This window comes from Streptomyces sp. Je 1-369 (assembly GCF_026810505.1).
In the GTDB taxonomy this organism is placed as follows: Bacteria; Actinomycetota; Actinomycetes; order Streptomycetales; family Streptomycetaceae; genus Streptomyces.
The window spans coordinates 8,658,958-8,679,581 of sequence record NZ_CP101750.1; the positions used below are offsets into that span (position 1 = coordinate 8,658,958).

General features: G+C 73.9%; 12 protein-coding genes and 1 pseudogene. 12 read left to right on the forward strand and 1 reads right to left on the reverse strand.

What is annotated here, in order from left to right; all coding sequences use genetic code 11:
• Window positions 1–967 precede the first annotated feature (967 nt).
• From NOO62_RS38365 to NOO62_RS38380, 4 genes and pseudogenes are all read left to right on the forward strand, one after another.
• Window positions 968–1,207: pseudogene (locus NOO62_RS38365) on the forward strand (AfsR/SARP family transcriptional regulator); the annotation flags it as partial.
• A gap of 87 nt (window positions 1,208–1,294) precedes the next feature.
• The gene (locus tag NOO62_RS38370; protein WP_414930964.1) at window positions 1,295–2,149 is read left to right on the forward strand and encodes an AfsR/SARP family transcriptional regulator; all 855 of its coding nucleotides are present in this window, start codon (window positions 1,295–1,297) and stop codon (window positions 2,147–2,149) included.
• A gap of 906 nt (window positions 2,150–3,055) precedes the next feature.
• The gene (locus NOO62_RS38375) at window positions 3,056–3,877 is read left to right on the forward strand and encodes an AfsR/SARP family transcriptional regulator (protein WP_268768924.1); all 822 of its coding nucleotides are present in this window, start codon (window positions 3,056–3,058) and stop codon (window positions 3,875–3,877) included.
• 1,202 nt (window positions 3,878–5,079) lie between these two features.
• Window positions 5,080–6,039, forward strand: a complete 960-nt coding sequence (locus tag NOO62_RS38380) for an aromatase/cyclase (protein ID WP_268768923.1) — start codon at window positions 5,080–5,082, stop codon at window positions 6,037–6,039.
• Window positions 6,040–7,298: 1,259 nt separating this feature from the next.
• On the opposite strand, the gene NOO62_RS38385 is transcribed toward NOO62_RS38380, so the two are convergent.
• Complete coding sequence (locus tag NOO62_RS38385; RefSeq protein WP_268768922.1) at window positions 7,299–7,685, reverse strand: nuclear transport factor 2 family protein; 387 nt, start codon at window positions 7,683–7,685, stop codon at window positions 7,299–7,301.
• Window positions 7,686–7,783: 98 nt separating this feature from the next.
• Here NOO62_RS38385 and NOO62_RS38390 point away from each other — a divergent pair, with 98 nt between their 5' ends.
• The 8 genes from NOO62_RS38390 (at window position 7,784) to metK (ending at window position 20,395) form a co-directional block, all read left to right on the forward strand.
• Window positions 7,784–8,362 (forward strand): TetR/AcrR family transcriptional regulator, encoded by a 579-nt coding sequence (locus NOO62_RS38390; protein WP_268768921.1) that lies wholly within the window; start codon window positions 7,784–7,786, stop codon window positions 8,360–8,362.
• Window positions 8,363–10,877: 2,515 nt separating this feature from the next.
• Window positions 10,878–11,945, forward strand: a complete 1,068-nt coding sequence (locus NOO62_RS38395; protein WP_268768920.1) for a type III polyketide synthase — start codon at window positions 10,878–10,880, stop codon at window positions 11,943–11,945.
• A 123-nt stretch (window positions 11,946–12,068) separates the two neighbouring features.
• Window positions 12,069–12,650, forward strand: a complete 582-nt coding sequence (locus NOO62_RS38400; RefSeq protein ID WP_268768919.1) for a cupin domain-containing protein — start codon at window positions 12,069–12,071, stop codon at window positions 12,648–12,650.
• A gap of 5 nt (window positions 12,651–12,655) precedes the next feature.
• Window positions 12,656–13,861 (forward strand): DegT/DnrJ/EryC1/StrS family aminotransferase, encoded by a 1,206-nt coding sequence (locus NOO62_RS38405; protein WP_268768917.1) that lies wholly within the window; start codon window positions 12,656–12,658, stop codon window positions 13,859–13,861.
• Entirely contained in the window at window positions 13,858–14,970 is a 1,113-nt protein-coding gene (locus NOO62_RS38410) for a class I SAM-dependent methyltransferase (protein WP_268768916.1), read from the forward strand. The genes NOO62_RS38405 and NOO62_RS38410 overlap by 4 nt, the downstream gene beginning before the upstream one ends.
• A 111-nt stretch (window positions 14,971–15,081) precedes the next feature.
• Window positions 15,082–15,693 (forward strand): NAD(P)H:quinone oxidoreductase, encoded by a 612-nt coding sequence (wrbA, locus tag NOO62_RS38415; RefSeq protein WP_268768915.1) that lies wholly within the window; start codon window positions 15,082–15,084, stop codon window positions 15,691–15,693.
• A gap of 1,546 nt (window positions 15,694–17,239) precedes the next feature.
• On the forward strand, window positions 17,240–18,829 hold the full coding sequence (locus NOO62_RS38420) for a class I adenylate-forming enzyme family protein (RefSeq protein ID WP_268768914.1): 1,590 nt from the start codon (window positions 17,240–17,242) through the stop codon (window positions 18,827–18,829).
• 354 nt (window positions 18,830–19,183) lie between these two features.
• Window positions 19,184–20,395 carry a methionine adenosyltransferase gene (gene metK / locus NOO62_RS38425; protein ID WP_268768913.1) on the forward strand — a complete coding sequence of 404 codons (1,212 nt, stop codon included), beginning with the start codon at window positions 19,184–19,186 and terminating at the stop codon, window positions 20,393–20,395.
• Window positions 20,396–20,624 lie beyond the last annotated feature (229 nt).

Below are 20,624 nucleotides of genomic sequence, written 5' to 3' on the forward strand. Positions count from 1 at the left end.
TTGGATCGGATCGGGCCGGAGTGGACGGGACCGGGCCGGAGCGGACGGACCGGACTGGAGCGGGCCGGAGCGAACTGGAGCGATCGGCGGGCTTGGGTAGGAGACGACCCCGGCCCGGGTGACGGCTGGGATCAAGCAGTGAGGCCGTGACCGCGAGGCGGTCACCAACCGAGTGAAGGCAGGTGCCTTCGCCGACGCCGGTGGCGCGTCCGTCCGTCCCGTCGTCTGGGCTGTTCGGGTCCTCGCGCGTGTCCGCCGGGCGCGCGCCGTCCTGTTGGGCTCGGCCTGGGTGTTGTAGGCGTCGTCGCTGTCTCGCGGTGCTGCGCGGTTTTCTTCGGTGCGTGCCGGGAGTATGTGGGGCGGGGCGCGGCCGCCGCCATCCACTCCGCCAACGCGTACCACCCGGCCTGGCGCCATCCAGTCGGGCCGGCTCGGTCGGCCCGCCCTGCCCTGCTTGGTCAACCCGCCCCGCCCCGCCCGGCCCGCCCGGTTCGGCTGGTCCGGTTCGGCCTGTCCTATCCGGGTCGATTGGCTGCCCCTGGTTTGACGCGTGGTGTGCGGGCCGGGCCAGGCCGTCTCGCCCGGACTGGGCCGAGTTATTTGACTCGGCTGGTCCCGCTGGGGGAGGAAGCCGGGAGCTGGGGGGCTTGGCCGTGCATTTGCTGGCCGCGGGGCTCCCGAGCCGTCGGGCCAGCCCTCAGCCGATGGTTCCGCTTCCGGGTGCCGGGTGCGGGGTGGGGGGTGTGCGTGTGCCTGGTTCCTGGTGTCTGGTCTGGTGGTTTCTCAAGATCTGCTTGAGGGGGGTGGGTGGATGGCCGGAGGTGGGCTCCAGCGCTGCTAGAAACCAGCTACGCGGTTTTGTATTGACAGGGGTCGTGGAATCTATTTGAATCTGGGTGCGGTAAAGGGGATCGGCTCCGTGTGTGGCGTGGCTGCGGGCGGTAACTACCACTTTCTGGGGGACGCTGTGGATGTTGAGGTGCTCGGCGCGCTGGGGGTGCGGGTGAACGGGGTGTCGGTGGTGCCTACGGCGCCCAAGCCGCGGCAGGTGCTGGCGTTGTTGGCGTTGCATGCGGACCGGATGGTGCCGGTGTCGGTTCTGGCGCAGGAGTTGTGGGGTGCGGCTCCGCCGCGCAGTGCCCGGACGACGTTGCAGACGTATGTGCTGCAGCTGCGTGAGCTCATCGCTGCCGCGCTGGCCCGGGAGGCCGTCCCCGCCGCCGCCCCTGCCCCTGCCCCGGTGGCCGCCGCAGTCGCGGCCGTGCCGGGTGCTGCCCCCGCCGCCGTCCCCGCCGTGCTGGGTGCAGCCGTCCCCGCCGCAGTCGCCGCTGTCCCTGCCGCAGTCGTTCCTGCCGCAGTCGCGGCCCCTGCTGGGCCGGGTGCAGTCGTTCCTGCCGTAACTGTTCCTGAGGCTGTCCCCGCCGAAGCCGCAGTCGCGGCCGCGGCCGTCCCTGTCGGGGTGGGTGGGGTGCGCAGTGCCAAGGAGGTGTTGGTGACGATGCCGGGTGGGTATCTGCTGTGTGGTGGTGGCGGGGTGAGTGATGTGCGGGCTTTTGAGGAGTTGGCGGGGGCGGGGTATCGGGCGATGGATGCGGGGGATTGTGCGGGGGCGGCGGGGCGGCTGCGTGAGGCGCTGGCGTTGTGGTCGGGTACGGCTTTCGCGGATGTGCAGGCGGGTCCGCAGTTGCAGATGGAGATCAAGCGGCTGGATGAGAGCCGGCTGTGTGCGCTGGACCGGCGGATCGAGGCCGATCTGCGGTTGGGCCGGCACCGGGAGCTGCTGGCCGAGCTGACGGTGCTGGTCAATGGCTACCGCACGCATGAGAGTCTGCATGCCCAGTACATGCTTGCGCTGCACCGTTCGGGGCGGCGTGGTGAGGCGCTGGATGCCTATCAGCGGCTGCGGGCCACGCTGGTGCAGGAGCTGGGTCTGGAGCCCTCGGTCCGGCTGCGGCGTCTGCAGCGGTCCATTCTGAGTGCCGGCCACGACCTCACCGCCCCCGCCCCCGCGCCCGCTCCCGCGCCTGCTCCCGTGTCTGCTGCTGCGGCTGGTCGGCTGGCTGCGGGGGCTGCGGTCTCCGCGCCTGGCGCGGCGGGGGCGGGGGCGGGGGTTTCTGTGGGCCGTGTGCGGCTGGTGCCCACCGGCTGAGCCGTTGGGTGCGGGCGGGTCCGGTCCGGGCTTCCGGGCCGGGGCTGGGGGTTTGCGTGCCGGGCCGTCCCTGTCGGGGGTCTGTTGCTTGTGGTCGTGTGCTGGCCCGCTGCGGGTTTGCGCGGTGGGCGGGCGGGCCGCGTCGATCCCGCGTGTGCCCCGGGGCCGGCCGTGCTCAGCGTGTACTGCCGTGTTCCGTCGTCTGCCGGCCTCGTGTTGCCGTGCGGCGGGTGTCCGGTACCGCAGCTGCAACCGTGCAAGGACGTGGGGAGCGAGGGGGCGGTGGGCGGTGTGCGACAACGTTTCCTTGCCGGCCGCGCGGACTTCACTCCGGGCCAGGCGCACCTGGCCCGCGCCGCCTACCGTGCCCCTGGGAGCCCGTCCCCCGGGACGGCCTCAACCCGCCCGCCCGTCACGGCGCCTGACTGTGCCGCACTCCGCCCGCCTCCCGCGGTTCCTGCCCCCTCAGCCCTGTTCCGGTACACCAAGCACCAAGCACCAAACGCCAGCACTACGTGCCAAGTGCCAGTTTCAGCACCAAGTCCCAGCACCACGTGCCAGTTCCAGAACCAGGACCAGCGCCAGGACCAGCACTACGTGCCAGCACCAGCCCGGTACTACGTGCCAGTTCCAGTCCCAGTACTACGTGCCAGTTCCAGCACCAAGTCCCAGCACCACGTGCCAGTTCCAGCACCAGCGCAGCGTCAACACCAGCGCAGCGCCAGCACCAGCACCAGCGTCAGCACCGGCGCCAGCGCAGCGTCAGCGTCTGTGTTTGTGCCTGTTTCTGTTTCGGTGTGTGGTGCCCCGTACGGCGAAAGGAGGGTGCCCCGCACCCGATACGAGAGCGCCCGCGGCGACGGAATGCAGTCAAGACAAGAACTCGACGAAGTACGGAGAACACCCATGAAGATTCAGGTTCTGGGTCCGTTGAGCGCCGAGGTCAACGGGGGATCGATTGTTCCGACGGCACGCAAGCCGCGGCAGATCTTGTCCCTGTTTGCCCTCTATCCGGGACAGGTCATGCCTGTTCCCACGCTCATGGAGGAGCTCTGGGGCACTGAGCCGCCCCAGAGTGCGCTGACCACCCTGCAGACCTACATCCTGCAGCTGCGCCGGCATCTGGGCACCGCGCTGGGGCCCGGTACTCCGGGGACCGCCAAGGAGGTGCTGGCCACCCGGCACGGCGGTTATCTGATGCAGATACCGGCTGATGGCGTGGACGTGCACGAGTACGACCGTCTGGCCACCGAGGGCCGTGGCGCCTTCGAGAGCGGGGATGATGCCACCGCCGCCGACCGTTTCCGTCGGGCGCTGGCGCTGTGGCGCGGGCCCGCGCTGGTCGATGTGCGGGTCGGTCCCATCCTGGAGATCGAGGTCATGCGTCTGGAGGAGTCGCGTCTTGGCACGGTGGAGCGGCGTATCGATGCCGATCTGCGGCTGGGCCGGCACTCCGAACTCATCGCCGAACTCACCGAACTGACCGCGCGCTACCCCCAGCACGAAGGACTGCACTCGCAGGCCATGGTGGCGCTCTACCGTTCGGGGCGGCAGGCCTCGGCGCTGGAGATCTACCGCAAGCTGCGGATCCGCATGATCGAAGGGCTGGGGGTGGAGCCCTCCCCGCAGGTGCAGCGGCTGCACCAGGCCATGCTGGCCGTCGATCCCCAGCTGGACGTCACCGCCGGGCCGCGGCGCAGCTCCACGTTCGACCTGTACGCCGCCTGACCGCCGGCCGATGCGGCCGTCCGGCCACGGCCGCCCGCACGCCCGGTCACCGGCCGTCCGGCCACGGCGATCCGGTGACCGGCCGTTGCGGCTTCCGGCCGTCCGGCCGGGGCCACCCGGTGACCGGCCGCCTGGCCACAGGCCGTTCGGGCAGGGCCACTTGGCACCCGGGCTGCCGGTCGCCGGCCTGTGGGCTTCCGGCCGTTCGGTGTCCGGCTTGTCCGGCCCGGGGCCGCTTGGTGACTGCCGCTCTGGTCATGTGCTGTTCGGTCAGGGGCTCATGGCGGCCGGGCTGTCCGGTTCCGGCTGCCGGTCGCCGGCCTGTGGGCTTCCGGCCGTCTGGTGTCCGGTTGTCCGCCCTGGGGCCGCCTGGTGACTGCTGCTCTGGTCACGGGCCGTTCGGGCCGGGCCACTTGGCGGCCCGGCTGTCGGTCGCTGGCTTTTGGGCTTCTGGCCGTTCGGTGTCCGGTTGTCCGCCCCGGGGCCGGCTGGTGACCGGCGCTCTGGCCGCGCGCCGTTCGGTGACCGGTTGCCCGGCCGGAAGCGCCTGGTGACCGGCCGTCCGGCCACGGGCACCGGTCACGCGGCGGCCCCGGCCACCGGTCGTCGGGCTGTCCGGCCACCGGGCGGCTCGGCCGTCGGGCCACGGCCACCTGCTCACCCGGGGGCCCGGCCACCAGGCCGCCCCGGCTGTCCGGCCGCCCGGTGGTCCGGCCACCTGCTCACCGGCTGTCCGGTCACCTGGCCGTCCGGTCACCTGCCCCCCCGGGGTCTGCTCGCGCCGCATCCGCTGCCTGCCTGCCTCGCGTGCGGTGCCCGGGCCGGGCGGACCGGGGCGGGCGCGGGGGCGGTCTGGCTGTCCCCGGGCCACCCCGGCCGGGGCGGGGCCGGTCAGGGGCGGGGTGGTTGTCCGGTGTGTGGGGGCGGTCGTGTTGCGTGCGCTGCGCAGCGAGGCGGACTCGAGCCGTGTGCGGGCACGCGTCGAGCCGGGTGGGGCACACTGCACAGACCACCGGCCCCGCTCCCGGCGCGTTCGCCCCGGGCCTGCCCGCCACCGGGCACCACCTGCCCGTCACCGGGTTCCACCTGCCCGTCACCGGGTACCGCTGCGCGCTGCTGTGCCGCTCTGTTGCGTCTGGCCCGCTCGGCCCGGCTTCGTCACGACCATTGCGTGCACATGGCGCGAGAGAAAGGGGGGTCCGGTGCCCGGCGAGCGTATCCACCGGTTGTCGCACACGCTGGAGGTGGCCGCGCCCGCCTCCACCCTCTACGCGCTGATCGCGGACCCTGAGCGCTGGCCGCTGTACCTGCCGCGCAGCGTCTACGCCCAGCGTCTGGACTTCGACGGCGTCAACGAACGGGTCCGTCTGTGGGCGCTGGCCGAGGGCCGGATCGTGTCCTGGACCGCCTGCCGCACCCAGGATCCGGTGCGCCGGCTGATTTCCTTCCGTCAGGATGTGCTGATGGAGCCGGCCACCTCGATGGCCGGGTGCTGGAGTGTGCGGCCGCTGGCGCCGGGCCGCTGCCGGCTGACCCTGGAACACGAGTTCACCGCTGCCCCCGGCCGGCCCCAGGACGCCCTCTGGCTTGCCCAGGTCACCGCCGACAACACCCGTTCCACCCTGCGCAGCCTGCAGTTTCTGGCCGAGCGCTGGAGCCGCCTGGACGAGCTGGCCCTCTCCTTCGCCGAGTCGGTGCGGGTGAAGGGGCCCGCCGAGCTGGTCTACGGTTTCCTCTACGATGTGGCCGACTGGCCCGGCCAGCTCCCGCACGTGCGCCGGGCCGCGCTGGAAGAGCCCCACCTCGGCATCCAGAAAGTCGCCCTGGAACTCACCGCCGCCGACGGCGGGCCCGCCCCCGGGGTGGCCGGGATCCGTATCTGTTTCCCGCACGCCGGCCGTATCGTGCACAAGGCCACCGTGCCCCGCCCGCTGCTGGCCGCGCACTGCGGTGAATGGTCGGTCCTGCCCGACGAACGGGGCGTCACCGTGGTCGCCCAGCACCATGCCCTGCTGCGCGAGGACCGCATCGAACAGGTCCTGGGCGCCGGCGCCACCCTCGCCGAGGCCCGCCGCCGTATCCGTGCCGACCTCGCCCGCGACAGCCGCCAGATCCTGCAACTGGCCCGCCGTCACGCCGAATCCGCCATCCGCGTCCTGTGACCCCGCCCAGCCGCCCCCCGTCCCGGCCCGCGCCACCACCGACCCCCGCGCCCGCGGCCCCGCGGCGGGGCCCGGCACCCGGCCCCGCCCCGGCCTCCCGGGTCCGGCCGCCCCACCCGGCCCCGCCCCGGCCTCCCGGGTCCGGCCGCCCCACCCGGCCCCGCCCCGGCCTCCCGGGCCCGGCCGCCCCACCCGGCCCCGACGCCTGTCCGCCCGCCGGGGCCGACACGAACTCCCGCACCCGCCCACCTCCCTGGCGTCGCGCCCTGCCCGGCCCTGCCCGGCCCTGCCCGGGCCTGGTGAGGCGCCGGTGCCCCGGCGCGTCCTCCGGCTCTGGCGTCTGCCTGCCGGACGGGGTGTATTGGGGATGCCGGCGTACGGCGGCACGCTGCGGCGACGTGCCCGGCCCCCGTCCCGGACCGCAGACGTCCGGTGCTTGGACCGGCCCGGACGTCCGCCCCCGCCGTGAGCAGCCCGGCCTCCCCGTAAGCGACACCCGCAGCCGATACGCCCAGCAGCCCGGCCCGGCCCGGCCCGGCCCGGCCCGGCCCTGCCCGGCCCAGCAGTCCGGCCCGGCCCAGCAGTCCGGCCCGGCCCAACAGCCCTGCCTGGCCCAGCAGTCCGGCCCGGTCCCGTCCCGGGTGGTTGGGTACCGGCGCGTCATAGGGCCCCGACGCCTGCCGTCCGCCCGGGCAGGCGCTGTGAACTTCCGTATACGCAGCGCCCCGAGGCGGGGCGAGGCGTCCGGCCGGCCCCGGGCGCCCCGGCCGCGCCGCCCCCAGACGTCGGGCCCCGGCATGCCGCCCGGCTCTGACGTCTGCCCGCCCGCCCCCGGCGACACACCAAGGCGACAGGCCAAGGCGACACATTAAGGCGACACATTAAGGCGGCTGGCCAAGGCGGCTGGCCCGGGCGGCAGGACCGGGCCGTCCCGGGCAGCCGGAGGCCGGTGTGTCACGTGGCCCTGACGTCTGTCCACCCGCCGGGGGCATCACGAACTCCCGCGCACGCGACACGCCGAGGCGACATGCCGGCCCGCCCCGGTGCCCCGGAACGCCGGGCCGCGGTGCGCCACCCGGCGCGGCGATCTGTTGGGTGGCGCGCTCAGCTCGAGTTTTAATCTCGGACGGCTTGCTCGCCCCGTCTCCGCGGTATCCGCCGCCGATCCCGCCCGGCTCAGGGCGGACGCCAGGAGGGCCGAGGCGTGGTCGCGCTGGGGTGAGGAGCCGGTCGAAGGTCAGAACCCAGGCCGGGAGTCGTCAGACGAAGAAGGCGTTCATCCCGGGCACGTCGGAGAGATAGGTCTCGATACTCGCGATCTTTCCGTCGCGGAGCCGGCAGACCGTGGCCAGGTATTCGTCCAGCACGGCGTCTTCCCGGTGCGCGGTGTTGTGCAGGGAGAGCGCCATGTTCTCCCTGCTGGCCAGGAGATGCAGCAGCTCGAAGTCGAGGCCGTACGAGGCGATCAGCTGAGCGCGCTCCACCACCGCCTCGGCGCCGTCGGCTGTGCCGGAGATGGTGTTGTCGCCGGGCAGGGTCCAGGTGGCGTCGTCGTGCAGCAGGGCCCGGATGCCGTCCCAGTCGCCCGAGACCAGGGCCTGGTGGAAGGTGCGCCCGAGGGCGAGGGGGGCTTCGTTGGTGGACATGGCATTCCCTTCACAACACTAAAGCGGTGATCTCCGCTTTAGCGTGACCGTAAGCCCCCTGCTCGCTAAGGCGCAACTCTTTGCTTTAAGGTGGAGGGGTGAACGCTGACGCATCGACGAAGCGGCCCGGCGGCCGCAGCGCCCACGTCCGTGCCGCCGTACACAGCGCCGCGGTCGCGCTGGTGGGCGAGTTGGGCGCCGACCAGGTGACCCTCCCCGCCGTGGCCCAGCGCGCGGGGGTCAACTCCAGCACCCTCTACCGGCGCTGGGGTACGCTCGCCGCGCTCCTGGCCGACATCGCCCAGCACCGCGGCGACACCGGCGCGCCCCCGCTCGCCGGTGACCTGCGCACCGACCTGGAGAACCAGGCGGTCTGGACGCTGGCGGAGCTCTCCCGGCCCGGCGGCATCGCCTTCTTCCGCGCCGAAGTCGCGCCCGACGTCGACGAGCGCCACGACGGACTGCGCGAATGTCTGCGCAGGGTCAGCGAGCGCTTCCGCCCGGTCCTCGACGCGGCGCGGGAGCGCGGCGAGGCGCCCCCGTCCCTGGAGCAGGTTCTGGACCGGATCGTTGCGCCGCTCTACTTCCGGGTGGTCTTCTCCATCCCCGGTACGGATGAGGCGTACGCCCGCGGCCTTGTCGCGGAGCTGCCCGGGAAGCTCCAGCCTGAGTTGTGAACTTCGCCCGGCTCCTCGCTCCGGCGGAACCCGCCCGGAGCCGCACACACCCCGGGGCCCCGGAGGGAGAGGTTACGGAACACCTGCCGGACGCCCCGATGGCCCCATGCCGTTTCAGAACCTCTCGGCACCTGCCTGAGCCGGGCGGAACCGGCGTTGCCCACTACGGGAGACGGGGCCGGCAAGCCGGCCCGAGGTTGAAACTCAAGCTCGGGTGTTGTGCCGGGCCCCGGCCCGCCCCCCCCCGGCACTCCGGCCGTCCCGGCGCCGCCCCGGGCGGCCGGGGCCCCTCCTCGCACTGCCCCCGCCGGGCGGCACGCCACGGACTCCGGCTCACGCGGCCCCCGCCTCCCGGAGGCGGGTCCCTGCGGCGGCGGACGCCGGACAGCGCGCCGCCATACGGCCGTTGCGGGCGCCCCCCCGGGGGCCGCCGCAGCGCAGCCGGGCGGCCCCGGGGGAGTGCCGTGGCCCCGGCAGGGGCAACCGTGCGCCCCGGCCGCGGCCGCGGCGGTGCGGGGAAGTCGGGCCCCGGGGCCCTGGGGCGCCGGTCCGCGGATGGCGCTCGGCCCGCCCGCCCGCTCCCTCATCCGCCCAGCCCTCATCCTCCTAGCCCTCATCCTCCCAGCCCTCATCCTCCCCGCCCCCGAGCGCCTGGCGTCACGGCCGTCAACTCGGCCCGGGCGCACGGAAGATGCGGACGCGGTGACTCCGTGCGGGGCGGAGCGGCAGTCGGGGAATCCGGTCCGCACAACACCCCGCCCCAGTGACCTACGTCACTTTCGGAGTCCCTTGGTGCGGGGACGGCATCCGTGTCACTATTTCCGCACGACTTCCCTGCCCAAAGCCGGTTCTGAGGCGGTGGGTTGAGTGTCGTATCCGCCGCCTCTTACGGGCCGTGCCGAGTTCATGCCCCGGCGGTATCGCTTCCCCCCACCGCATTTCATTGCCCGTATGCCATGACGCCCGGCGTCCACGGACACGGACCCGGCGGGGATTTCTCCCTCCCTCATTCCGGCTGCCCTGAGCGTGCCGAAATCTGTGCCGGAAAAGAGCAGCCCTGCACCATCGGCCGGCACCGCCACCGGCACCATCAGCCGGCACCGGCACCGGCACCGGCACCGCGCGGGCACCGCCGTGCCAGGGCCCCGGCCCGGCGCAGTCCGGCCGGCGCATCCTCGTTCTGTCCCAACTCCCGCCTCCCCGCCCGTAGGTGAGTCGGCGGCCGGGGGGAAGGGGGCGGGGGAGTGGCGCGCCGGGCAGGAGGCCGGCGGGCCGGTAGGCGCGCGGGCCGGACCGGTGCCCGTGGCCCGCCCGGGCCGGTACGCAGCCCGCGCCCCCGCCGGGACGTCAGAACCCGGGGACAGCCAGCCCCCGGGCGCGCCGGGCAGAGGGCACCGCTCCCGTACCGCCAGAGCAGCCCCCGTACCCGCCCGGTACCCGCACCGCCCGCCCGGCCCCGGCCCGCACCCCGGGCGACCAGCCCCACTGCCCCACGCCCGCGCCCCGGACCCCCGCCCCGCTCCGCCCCGGGCAGGACCGCGGCCTTGCACCCGCACCTGGCGCACCCGGCACCTGGCGCACCCGGCACCTCCGCACCTGGCGCACCCGGCACTCCCGCACCCGGCACCTCCGCACCTGCGTGCCACCAGTCCTCAGCCCGGCCCCCGCCCGGGGCAGGGCCCGCGCTCCCGCACACCGCCCCAACCCCCCCGCTGCGCCCGGGCGGGACCGAGGCCTTGCACCCGCACCTCCGCACCTCCGCACCTCGGCCCCCTGCACCCTGGCCTCCCCGCACCTCCGTGCCACCCGGCCTGCCGACACCTCCGTGCCACCCGGCCTCAGCCGCGTCCCGCCCGGGGCAGAACCGCGGTCCTGCCTCAACCCCGCGCCGCCCCGGCCCCGTTCCGCCCCGCGCCGCCCCGACCCCGTTCCGCTCCGCCCCGACCGCGCCCCCGGGACGGGACGGCAGCCCCGCTGGGCAGGGCTGCGGCCCCGCCCCCGAACCTCCGTGCCCCGCCCGGCCATACCCCCGACCCCCGGGGGAGAGGGACAGCGCCACAGCTCCCGCAACCTCCGCACTCACGCCCCACCCGGCCCCGGCCGGCCCGCCCCACCCGGCCCCGGCCGGTCGTCCCATCCGCGCCGCCTTCCCCGGCGCCCGGACCGATCACCACTCCTGCCTCAACGGGCCCTGCCTCAACGGGCCGCGCCCCGCGAGGCTGCCCAAGGCCCCCAAGGCCCCCAAGGCCCCCAAGGCCCCCGGCCCTCAAGAGCCCAAGGCGCCCCGAGGAGCCCCTAGGAACCCCGAGGCCCCCCCGAGGGAGGCCCAGACGGGCAGCGGGGCGGCGGGGCAGCGGGGTGGGGAGTGGTGATCGGTCCGGGTCCGGAGAAGGCGGCGCGGCAGACGCCGTCACAGCAGCTGCCCCCCTTCCACCGCCCCCGCGGGCGGCACCGGGAGTGCGCGAAAGCTTCTCCACGTGCAGAAGGCAGACTCTAGAGAAAGTGGATTCCCGATATGCCTAGGCTATGCAAGCCGTCAGTGCGTGTGCCGGAATACGTCATCACAGCGGAAGAGACGCTCCAATTCGCCGAGAAGGCCCACGCCGGAAAGCCGCAGCTTCCCCTGGCGCTGCGCCTGATCCGTAACACGGGGGTGCTGAAGCGGCATATCGTGCAGCCCATCGAGCAGACCCTGGCACACCCCGGCCTGACCGAGCGCAACCGCATCTACGAGGCGGAGTCCAAAAAGCGCACCCCCGAGGTCGTCGAGGAGGCCCTGGCCAACGCCGAGGTCAGCGCCCGGGACATCGACGCGATCATCTACGTGTCGTGCACCGGGTTCCTGATGCCCTCGCTGACCGCCTGGCTCATCAACAAGATGGGCTTCCGCTCCGACACCCGCCAGATCCCCATCTCCCAGCTGGGCTGCGCGGCCGGCGGCGCCGCCATCAACCGCGCCCACGACTTCTGCGTGGCCCACCCCGGCAGCAACGTCCTGATCGTCTCCTGCGAGCTGTGCTCACTGTGCTACCAGCCCGACATGGACGACATCGGCTCGCTGCTCTCGGACGGCCTGTTCGGCGACGCGGTCGCCGCCGCCGTGGTGCGCGGCATCGGCGGCACCGGCATCGAGCTGGAGCGCAACTCCTCCTACCTCATCCCCCACACCGAGGACTGGATCTCCTACTCGGTGCGTGACACCGGCTTCCACTTCCAGCTGGACCGCCGGGTGCCCGGCACCATGGAGCCGCTGGCCCCGGTGCTGCGCGAGTTCGCCGCCGGCCACCAGTGGGACGCCTCCAACCTCGACTTCTACATCGTGCACGCCGGCGGCCCGCGCATCCTCAACGACCTGGCCAAGTTCCTGGACGTGGACCGCAAGGTGTTCCGCCACAGCTGGTCGACGCTGACCGAGTACGGCAACATCGCCAGCGCGGTCGTCCTGGACGCGGCACTGCGCCTGTTCGAAGAGGACACCCCGATGCCCGACGCCACCGGTCTGATCGCCGGGTTCGGCCCCGGCATCACCGCCGAGATGGCCCTGGGCCGCTGGAACAGCGACACCCCGCCCGCCGCCGGCTGACCCGCGCCCGCCCCCGCCGAAGCCGCCCCGCCCCGCCCCGCCCCGAGGCAGGACCTGGGGCAGGACCTGGGGCGCTTTGTGTGCTGTGCGCGATGTCCGTGACAACCAAAGGAAAACCATCACATGACTGGCAGCCTGATCGTCCCGCCCGGTGGGGGACGCACGCTGAAAACACCGGCGCAGGAGGTGACCTTCAAGGCCACCCAGGCGCAGGGCTCCGCCGTCTCCATCTTCGAGGTGATCGTGCCGCCCGGCTTCGACGTCGGCGCCCACGTGCACCACGAGTCCCAGGAGTTCTTCTACGTCCTTGAGGGCGAGCTGGACCTGATGTGCTTCGAGCCCACCGAGCGCACCCGGGACACCTGGCACCACTGGCAGTCCGCCGACGGCCAGCGCGTCATCCGCGCCGCCGAGGGCGGCTGCATGTTCGTGCCGACCGGCACCCCGCACGCCTTTCGCAACGCCACCGACAAGCCGGTCAAGATGCTCTTCCAGAGCTTCCCCTCACCCGACCACGAGCAGTACTTCGAGGAGATCGCGGAGATCTGGGCGCGCGGCACCACCGTGGACCCCGCCGCCGTGGAGGAGATGCGCAAGCGCTACGACGTCGAGGAACTCACCCCCCTGCGCTACCAGCCACCCGCCACCACCGCACCCGCCACCACCGCAGCCCCCACCACACCACAGCAGCCGCAGGGGACGTGACCGCCATGACCACCACCACACCCGCCCCCGCCGCCTCGGCCGCCTCGGCGGCTGCGGCTGCTTCTGCCGTTCCGCTGGTGCACGCCAGCCTGGGCGAGCAGGAACTGGCCGCCGTCGCGGAGGTGTTCGCCTCCGGCTGGCCGGCCGGCCAGGGCCCCCGGGGCAAGGCCCTGGAAGCCCAGCTCACCGAGCGCTACGCCATGGACGCGGTCGCCCTGAGCAACTGCGGCGCCGCCCTGCACGTGGCGCTGCTGGCCCTGGGCGTGCAGCGCGGCGACGAAGTCATCGTCGCCGACTACACCTTCCCCGCCCCCGCCCACGCGGTGCGCTACCTGGACGCGGTGCCCGTCTTCGCCGACGTACGCCCCGACACCCACACCGTCGACGTGCAGGCGGTCGCCGACCTCATCACCCCGCGCACCACCGGCATCATCGCGGTGGACACCGTCGGGCTGCCCGCCGACTACCGCGAACTGCAGGCCCTGGCCGACCGGCACGGCCTGTTCCTCATCGAGGACGCCGCCTGCGCGGTCGGCGCCACCTACCAGGGCCGCCAGGCCGGCGCGCTGGCCCCCGTCTCCTGCCTGTCCTTCCACGGCCGCAAGGGCGCCACCAGCGGCGAGGGCGGCGCGCTGCTGGCCGCCGACCCGGCCATCGCCGCCGACGCCCGGCTGCGCTCCTCCTTCGGCATCGGCAGCATCTTCGACCAGTCGAAGATCGTCGGCCTGCCCGTCCCGGAGTTCACCGAGGTCGGCTACAACTTCAAACTCTCCGACATCGCCGCCGCCATCCTGCAGGTCCAGCTCGGGCGGATCGAGGAACTGCTGGCCCGCCGCGATCAGGTGGCCCGGCAGTACGCCGAACTGCTGGCCCAGGAGGAGCTGCTGACGCTGCCCCAGGTGCCCGCCGACCGCACCCACGCCTGGCAGTCCTACCTGGTGGCCCTGGACGCCCGGGTGGACCGGGCCGCCCTCGCCACCGACCTGCGCGGCCAGGGCATCGGCTGCGGCCACGGCACCTGGGCCAGCCACCTGCAGCCCGTCTTCGCCGGCGGCCGCAGCTGCCCCGTCTCCGCCGACCTGTTCGCCCGCCACCTGGCCATCCCCATGCACGCCGAACTCACCGCCGACCAGGTCGAGCGCGTGGTCACGGCGCTGCGCACCGCCCTTCGTACCCACGCGGCCCCCGCGGGCCGGGGAGGAACCGCATGAGCGAGCACCAGAACACCAAGAACACCCGGGACACCAAGAACACCCGGGACACCAAGGACTCCACCGTGCAGACCGCCACGGCAGCCACGGCCGGTGCGGCGGCGGCCGGTGCGGGCGGCGGCCCGGACAGCGGTCCGGACACCATCCTGCGGCTCATCAACGGCTACTGGTCCACCGGCATCCTGGGCGCCGCCGCCGAGCACCAGCTGTTCACCCACCTCGAGGACGGCGCAGGCAACGCCACCGAGCTGGCCGCCCGCGCGGACATCTCCGAGCGCGGCGCCCAGACCCTGCTGGACGGCCTGGTCAGCATCGGCCTGATCACCCTCGAGCAGGGCCGCTACCGCAACACCCCCGCCGCCTCCGCCTACCTGGTCACCGGCCGGCCCGCCGACCTGTCCGCGATGGCCCGCCTCAAGCTCACCCACATGGGCAAGCTGGCCGCCCTGCCCGAGGTGGTCCGCGCCGGCGGCCCGGTCAGCGACCCCACCACCGAAGTCGCCGACAACCCCCACTGGGGCCAGGTCGTGCCGGCCATCGCCGCCCAGTCGGTGCCCGCCGCCGCCATCGCCGCCGACGTGCTGCGCCTGTCCGAGGCCGGCCCGCTGTCCATCCTGGACGTCGGCGGCGGCTCGGGCATCTACTCCGCCACCTGGCTGGAGGCCAACCCCAAGGCCCGCGCCACCCAGCTGGACTGGGAGCCCATCAACGCCATCGCCCGCGAGCTGCTCGCCGCCCGCGGCGTCGCCGACCGCTTCACCTGCATCGACGGCGACTTCCACACCACCGAATTCGGCACCGGCGCCTATGACGTGGCGCTGTACTCGCACATCGCCCACCAGGAAGGCCCCGAGGACAACATCGCGGTCTTCACCCGCCTCAAGGACGCCCTCAGGCCCGGCGGCGCCCTGGTGGTCTGCGACTACGTCGTCGACGACGACCGCGCAGGACCGGCCTTCCCGCTGCTGTTCGCCTCCGAAATGCTCCTCAAGTCCCAGCAGGGCGGCACCTGGCGGCGCGCCGACTACCACGCCTGGCTCACCAAGGCCGGCTTCAGCGACATCACCTTCCACTCCGCGCCGCCCGCCACCCTGGTCATCGCCCGCTAGCGGCACCGCGCACCACACCCACCCAGCACCAGCACCCCGTACTCAGCACCAGCACCCCCTGCTCAGCACCCCGTACTCAGTACTCAGCACCCAGAACACGAGGAAACAGCTGTGGAACCTGTGAACGTGTCCGTCATCTATTACAGCGCGACCGGCAACGTGCACACGTTGGCTCAGGCGGTGGCCGAGGGCGCGGAGAAGGCCGGCGCCACCGTGCGGCTGCGCAAGGTCGCCGAGACCGCCCCCGAGGCGGCCGTCCAGGCCAACCCGGCCTGGGTCGAGCACCGGGCGGCCACCACCGACCTCGCCGAGGCCACCCACGACGACCTCGCCTGGGCGGACGCGGTCCTGTTCGGCACCCCCAGCCGCTTCGGCAACCCCGCCAGCCAGCTGCGCGCCTTCATCGACACCACCGGCCCCCTCTGGTTCGCCGGGAAGATCGCCGGGAAGGTGTTCTCCGCGTTCACCGCCAGCAACACCGCCCACGGCGGACAGGAATCCACCATCCTGGCCCTGTCGAACACCTTCTACCACTGGGGCGGCATCATCGTGCCCCCCGGCTACACCGACCCCATCCAGTTCCAGTCCGGCAACCCCTACGGCACCTCGCACGTCGCCGGCGACGGCGCACCCGGCGAAGTCGCCCTGCAAGCCGCCCGCCACCAGGCCCGCCGCGTCGTGGACACCGCCGCCGCCCTCAAAGCCGGCCGCGCCGCCGCCTGACCCGCCCCCGCCGCCCTGCCCGGGGGCGGGGGCGGTGAGCCGGCCGGGCCCGCGCGGCTTCGGTCAGAACCGCACGGGCCCGGCCGGTGGCCGTGGGCGGGGCCGGGGACGCGGCCGGTCGGCAGACCCGGCCCGAGGGGGCGCCCCCGGCACCCCGGTGCGGCCCGGGGCAGCGACCCGCCCGGCCCACACGCTCCGGGCCGGCGGCGTCCGCCTCGTCCGCCTCACCCCTCCGACGACACAGCCCCACGCAATGTGAGCCAGGCCCCGAAATTCCTTCCCCAACCGCCCCGGCCGACCACGCCCCGCCCCGATCACGGCGGGCCACGCCCCGGCCGACCACGGCCTGTCCGGTCACGGCGAGCCACGCCCCGCCCCATCACGGCGAGCCAGGGTCCGGCCGACCACGGCGGGGCTGGTTATGGTCCGCCCGGCTACGCACCGCCCGGCCGGGTCGTAGTGCTGGCCATGAGCGGGTCGATCACAGCCCGGCCGGCCATGGCACGGCCAACTAGGGTCCGGCCGACCACGATCCGGCTCGCCCGCCCCGTCTCGCCAGGGCGTGGCGCTGGTTGCGCGTGGGCCGCTCACGGTCAGGTTGGCCAGGGTCCGGCCGGACCACGGCCTGCCCGATCACGGCGGGCCACGGTCCGGCTGACCACAATCCGCCCGGCCACGGCACGGCCAACTACGGTTCGGTCGACCACGATCCGGCCGGCCACGGCCCGCCCGCCCGCGCCAGGGCGCGGCGCCGACCACGGCTGGCCGATCACGGCCCGCACAACCACGCTCCGGCCGGCCACGGCCCGCCCGACCAGGACGTGGTCGACCACGACCCCGCCGGTCACGACCCCGGTTACGACCCGCCCCACCACGCAGACCGTACGAGATGTCGTCCCGGACGGCGGCGGCGTCGTCGTCGACCGCGGAGCGGGAGATGCGGGGCCCCGCCCCACCACGACCCGCCCCACCACGACCCGCCCCACCACGACCCGCCCCACCACGACCCGCCCCACCTCGGCCCGGCCCGCCTCGGCCGACCGCGAGCGGTCCGGGCCGAGCGGGCCGTCCGCCTGACCGGCCCGCAGCACCCGCCGCACCGCCCTTGGCCACCCGTCCCGCCACCCGGGGCCGTTCGCCGCGCCGCTCCAAGCCAAGTCAGCCTCACCACCGAGGCGGGCCCGCTCCCGCCAACTCCGCGCCGGGTCCCTCTCGCACCCCGGCCCCGGGCACTGCCTGACCGACCCCGGCCCGGGGGAGGGCACCGCCTCACCACCCCGCCCCGGGGCACGCACCACCGCACCACCCCGCGCCAAGTCCGTCTCGCACCCCGGCCCGGGGGAGGGCACCGCCTCACCACCCCGCCCCGGAGCACGTACCGCCTCACCACCCCGCCCCGGGGGAGGGCACTGCCCCACCACCCCGCCCCAGGGCACGCACCGCCTCACACCCCGCCCCGGGACACGCACCACCGCACCACCCCCCCGCCCCGGGCCCCCGCCCCACCCGCCGACGTCCGGCCAACTCACCTAAGGAGACAGCCCCGATGAAGGGCTCCACGGTCTACGCATCGATCCAAAAACGCGGTCTGCACCTCGGTCTCCTGCCGGAGATGGCCGCCGCCGTCAACGGCTCCATCCCCATCACCCTCGACCACGACCTGCACGTCCTGCCCCAGGCCGGCCGCCGCCTGACCCTGGCCGAGTTCGCCCAGGCCATCGACGACCTGGCCGCACGCCTGTGGGCGGCCGGCATCCGCCCCGACGAACACCTGGTCATCCACAAGAGCGCCAACGCCGACATCTGGATGCTGGGCGCCGCCGCCTCCCGCATCGGCGCCGTCCCGGTGATGCTCTCGCCCGCCCTGGACGCCCCCACCGTCGCCGCCCTGATGCAGCGCCTGGAACGCCCCAGCCTCCTGACCGACCTGCCCAAACTCGACGCCGGCCTGGCCAAGGAGGCCCTGGCCGACCTCACCCGGCACGTCCTGATCACCGCCGGCGAACGCGAGGGCACCCAGTCCCTGGCCGACCTCGCCGACGCCCCCCGCGTCACCCCGGTGGTACGGCCCATCGACGAGGCCGCCGTCATCACCCACACCTCCGGCACCACCGGCCTGCCCAAACTCGTCGTGCACACCCCCCGCACCCAGGGCATCCGCCTGGTCCCGCAGTGGCGGCTGCTGGCCCTGCTGCGCCGCAAGGACACCGTCGCCATCCACATCCCCTTCGTGCACTCCCGGATGGTCGCGGCGATGTCCCTGGCCCTGCTAAAACAGCTGCCGATCCTCCTCATGAACGAATCCGACCCCGACAGCGTCGCCGAGCAGTTCCTGGCCCACCGGCCCGGCTTCGTCGAAGCCCTGCCCAACTCCCTGATGGACTGGGAAGACCTGGCCGGCGACCCGCGCCGCCCCTTCGCCTCGGTGAAGGTCTTCAGCAGCACCTTCGACGCCATCCACCCGCGCACCATGAGCCGGCTGCTGAACTCCTCCGACCGGCCCGGCGCCCTGTTCTTCCAGATCTACGGACAGAGCGAGGTCGGCCCGGCCGTCGGCCGCGCCTACTTCCGCAACTCCGCCCACAAGGCCAACGGACGCTGCGTGGGCTGGGCCATGCCCAACGGCGCCGCCAAGGTCCGCGTCGTCAGCCGCAACGGCAAGACCCCCTCACCCGCCAACCCCGGCTTCATCGAGGTCGCCTGGCCCGGCCTGGCCAAGACCTACTACGCCGAACAGGACCGCTACGACACCAACCGCAACGGCGCCTGGTGGCGCACCGGCGACGTCGGCTACCGCACCAAACTGGGCTGCCTGCACATGCTCGACCGCGAAGTCGACATGATCGAGGGAGTACGCAGCTCCCTGGAGGTCGAGGACGTCGTCCTTGGCCGGCTGGCCGAACTGAGCGAACTGGTCGTGGTGCCCGGCCCCGACGACCGGCCCGTGCCCGTCGTGTGCACCACCGACGACGCCCCCCTGGACCTGGAGCGCTGGCGCGCCGCCGTCACCGACTTCCCCCAGCTCGCCGACCCCGTCCAGCTCCCCCAGGCCGACCTGCCGCGCACCGCCACCCTCAAGGTCCAGCGCATCGCCCTGGCCCACCAGCTCCCACACCACCTGCCCGACCCCGCCTGACCCACCCCACCCACGGCCCCCTGGGGGCACCCCCCGCAGCCACCGGAGCCAGCACCCCCGCCCCGCCCCGGCCCGCGCAAGACACACACCAGAACCGCGAGAAAACAGGCGGGGCGGGCCGGGAGCGAGGGGGCGGGGGAGTGGGGCGGCTTCCTGCCGCCCCTGCCGGGCAGCACACCGCCCCCCGGCGTACGGCGAAAGTGAACTCCCGCCGCAGAGCGGGAAGTTGGGCCGCACCCGCCCCCGAGACGTCCACCGCGCCCGCCCCCCCCACCACGCATCACGCATCACCCGCCCCCCCCACCACCACCCACCACCCGCCACACCCACCCGCCCCCTCCCGCCAGGAGAGCCATGTCCCGCCGCCTGTTCACCTCGGAATCCGTGACCGAGGGCCACCCCGACAAGATCGCCGACCAGATCAGCGACACCGTCCTGGACGCCCTGCTGAGCCAGGACCCCGCCTCCCGCGTCGCGGTCGAAACCCTCATCACCACCGGCCAGGTGCACATCGCGGGCGAGGTGACCACCACCGCCTACGCCGACATCGCCACCCTGGTCCGCCAGAAGATCCTCGAGATCGGCTACGACTCCTCCGCCAAGGGATTCGACGGCGCCTCCTGCGGCGTATCGGTGTCCATCGGCGCCCAGTCACCCGACATCGCCCAGGGCGTGGACACCGCCTATGAGAACCGGGTCGAGGGCGACCAGGACGAACTGGACCGCCAGGGCGCCGGCGACCAGGGCCTGATGTTCGGCTACGCGACCGATGAGACGCCCACCCTCATGCCGCTGCCCATCGAGCTGGCCCACCGCCTCTCGCACCGCCTGAGCGCGGTCCGCAAGGACGGCACCGTCCCCTACCTGCGCCCCGACGGCAAGACCCAGGTCACCATCGAATACCAGGGCAGCCGGCCCGTCCGCCTGGACACCATCGTCGTCTCCTCCCAGCACGCCGCCGACATCGACCTCACCGACCAGCTCACCCCCGACCTGCGCACCCACGTCGTGGAGCACGTACTGGCCCGGCTCGCCGACGACGGCATCAAACTGGACACCGACGGCTACCGCCTCTTCGTCAACCCCACCGGCCGCTTCGAGATCGGCGGCCCGATGGGCGACGCCGGCCTGACCGGCCGCAAAATCATCGTCGACACCTACGGCGGCATGGCCCGCCACGGCGGCGGCGCCTTCTCCGGCAAGGACCCCTCCAAGGTCGACCGCTCCGCCGCCTACGCGATGCGCTGGGTCGCCAAGAACATCGTCGCCGCCGGCCTCGCCTCACGCTGCGAGGTCCAGGTCGCCTACGCCATCGGCAAGGCCGCACCGGTCGGCCTGTTCATCGAGACCTTCGGCACCGCCACCGCCCCGCAGGCCGCCATCGAACAGGCCGTCACCGACGTCTTCGACCTGCGCCCGGCCGCCCTCATCCGCGACCTGGACCTGCTGCGCCCCATCTACGCCCAGACCGCCGCCTACGGCCACTTCGGCCGCGAACTGCCCGGGCTGACCTGGGAGCGCACCGACCGCGCCGACGCCCTGCGCAAGGCCGTCGAAACCGCCTGACCCACCCGCCCGCACCCACCCGCCCGCACCCCCGGGGCCCGCACCCCCGGGCTCCGCCCCCCCGGCCCGGACTCCCGGGCCCCGCCCCCCCGGGGCCCGGGTCCCGGGGCCCTCACCACTCATCACCCCCGCCCCGCTTCGGCCACCGGCCACCCGCCCCCCCCCGTGCCGTGCCCCGCCCGGCACCCCCCCCGGGGGGGGCGGGGCGCCGGCCACACCGCCGACCCAC

Coding starts and splice junctions, on each gene's coding strand:
- NOO62_RS38375 (WP_268768924.1), top strand. CDS start 3,056: ATGAAGATTCAGGTTCTGGGTCCGTTGAGCGCCGAGGTCAACGGGGGA.
- NOO62_RS38385 (WP_268768922.1), bottom strand. CDS start 7,685: ATGTCCACCAACGAAGCCCCCCTCGCCCTCGGGCGCACCTTCCACCAG.
- NOO62_RS38395 (WP_268768920.1), top strand. CDS start 10,878: ATGCCTAGGCTATGCAAGCCGTCAGTGCGTGTGCCGGAATACGTCATC.
- NOO62_RS38400 (WP_268768919.1), top strand. CDS start 12,069: ATGACTGGCAGCCTGATCGTCCCGCCCGGTGGGGGACGCACGCTGAAA.
- NOO62_RS38405 (WP_268768917.1), top strand. CDS start 12,656: ATGACCACCACCACACCCGCCCCCGCCGCCTCGGCCGCCTCGGCGGCT.
- NOO62_RS38410 (WP_268768916.1), top strand. CDS start 13,858: ATGAGCGAGCACCAGAACACCAAGAACACCCGGGACACCAAGAACACC.
- NOO62_RS38420 (WP_268768914.1), top strand. CDS start 17,240: ATGAAGGGCTCCACGGTCTACGCATCGATCCAAAAACGCGGTCTGCAC.
- metK (WP_268768913.1), top strand. CDS start 19,184: ATGTCCCGCCGCCTGTTCACCTCGGAATCCGTGACCGAGGGCCACCCC.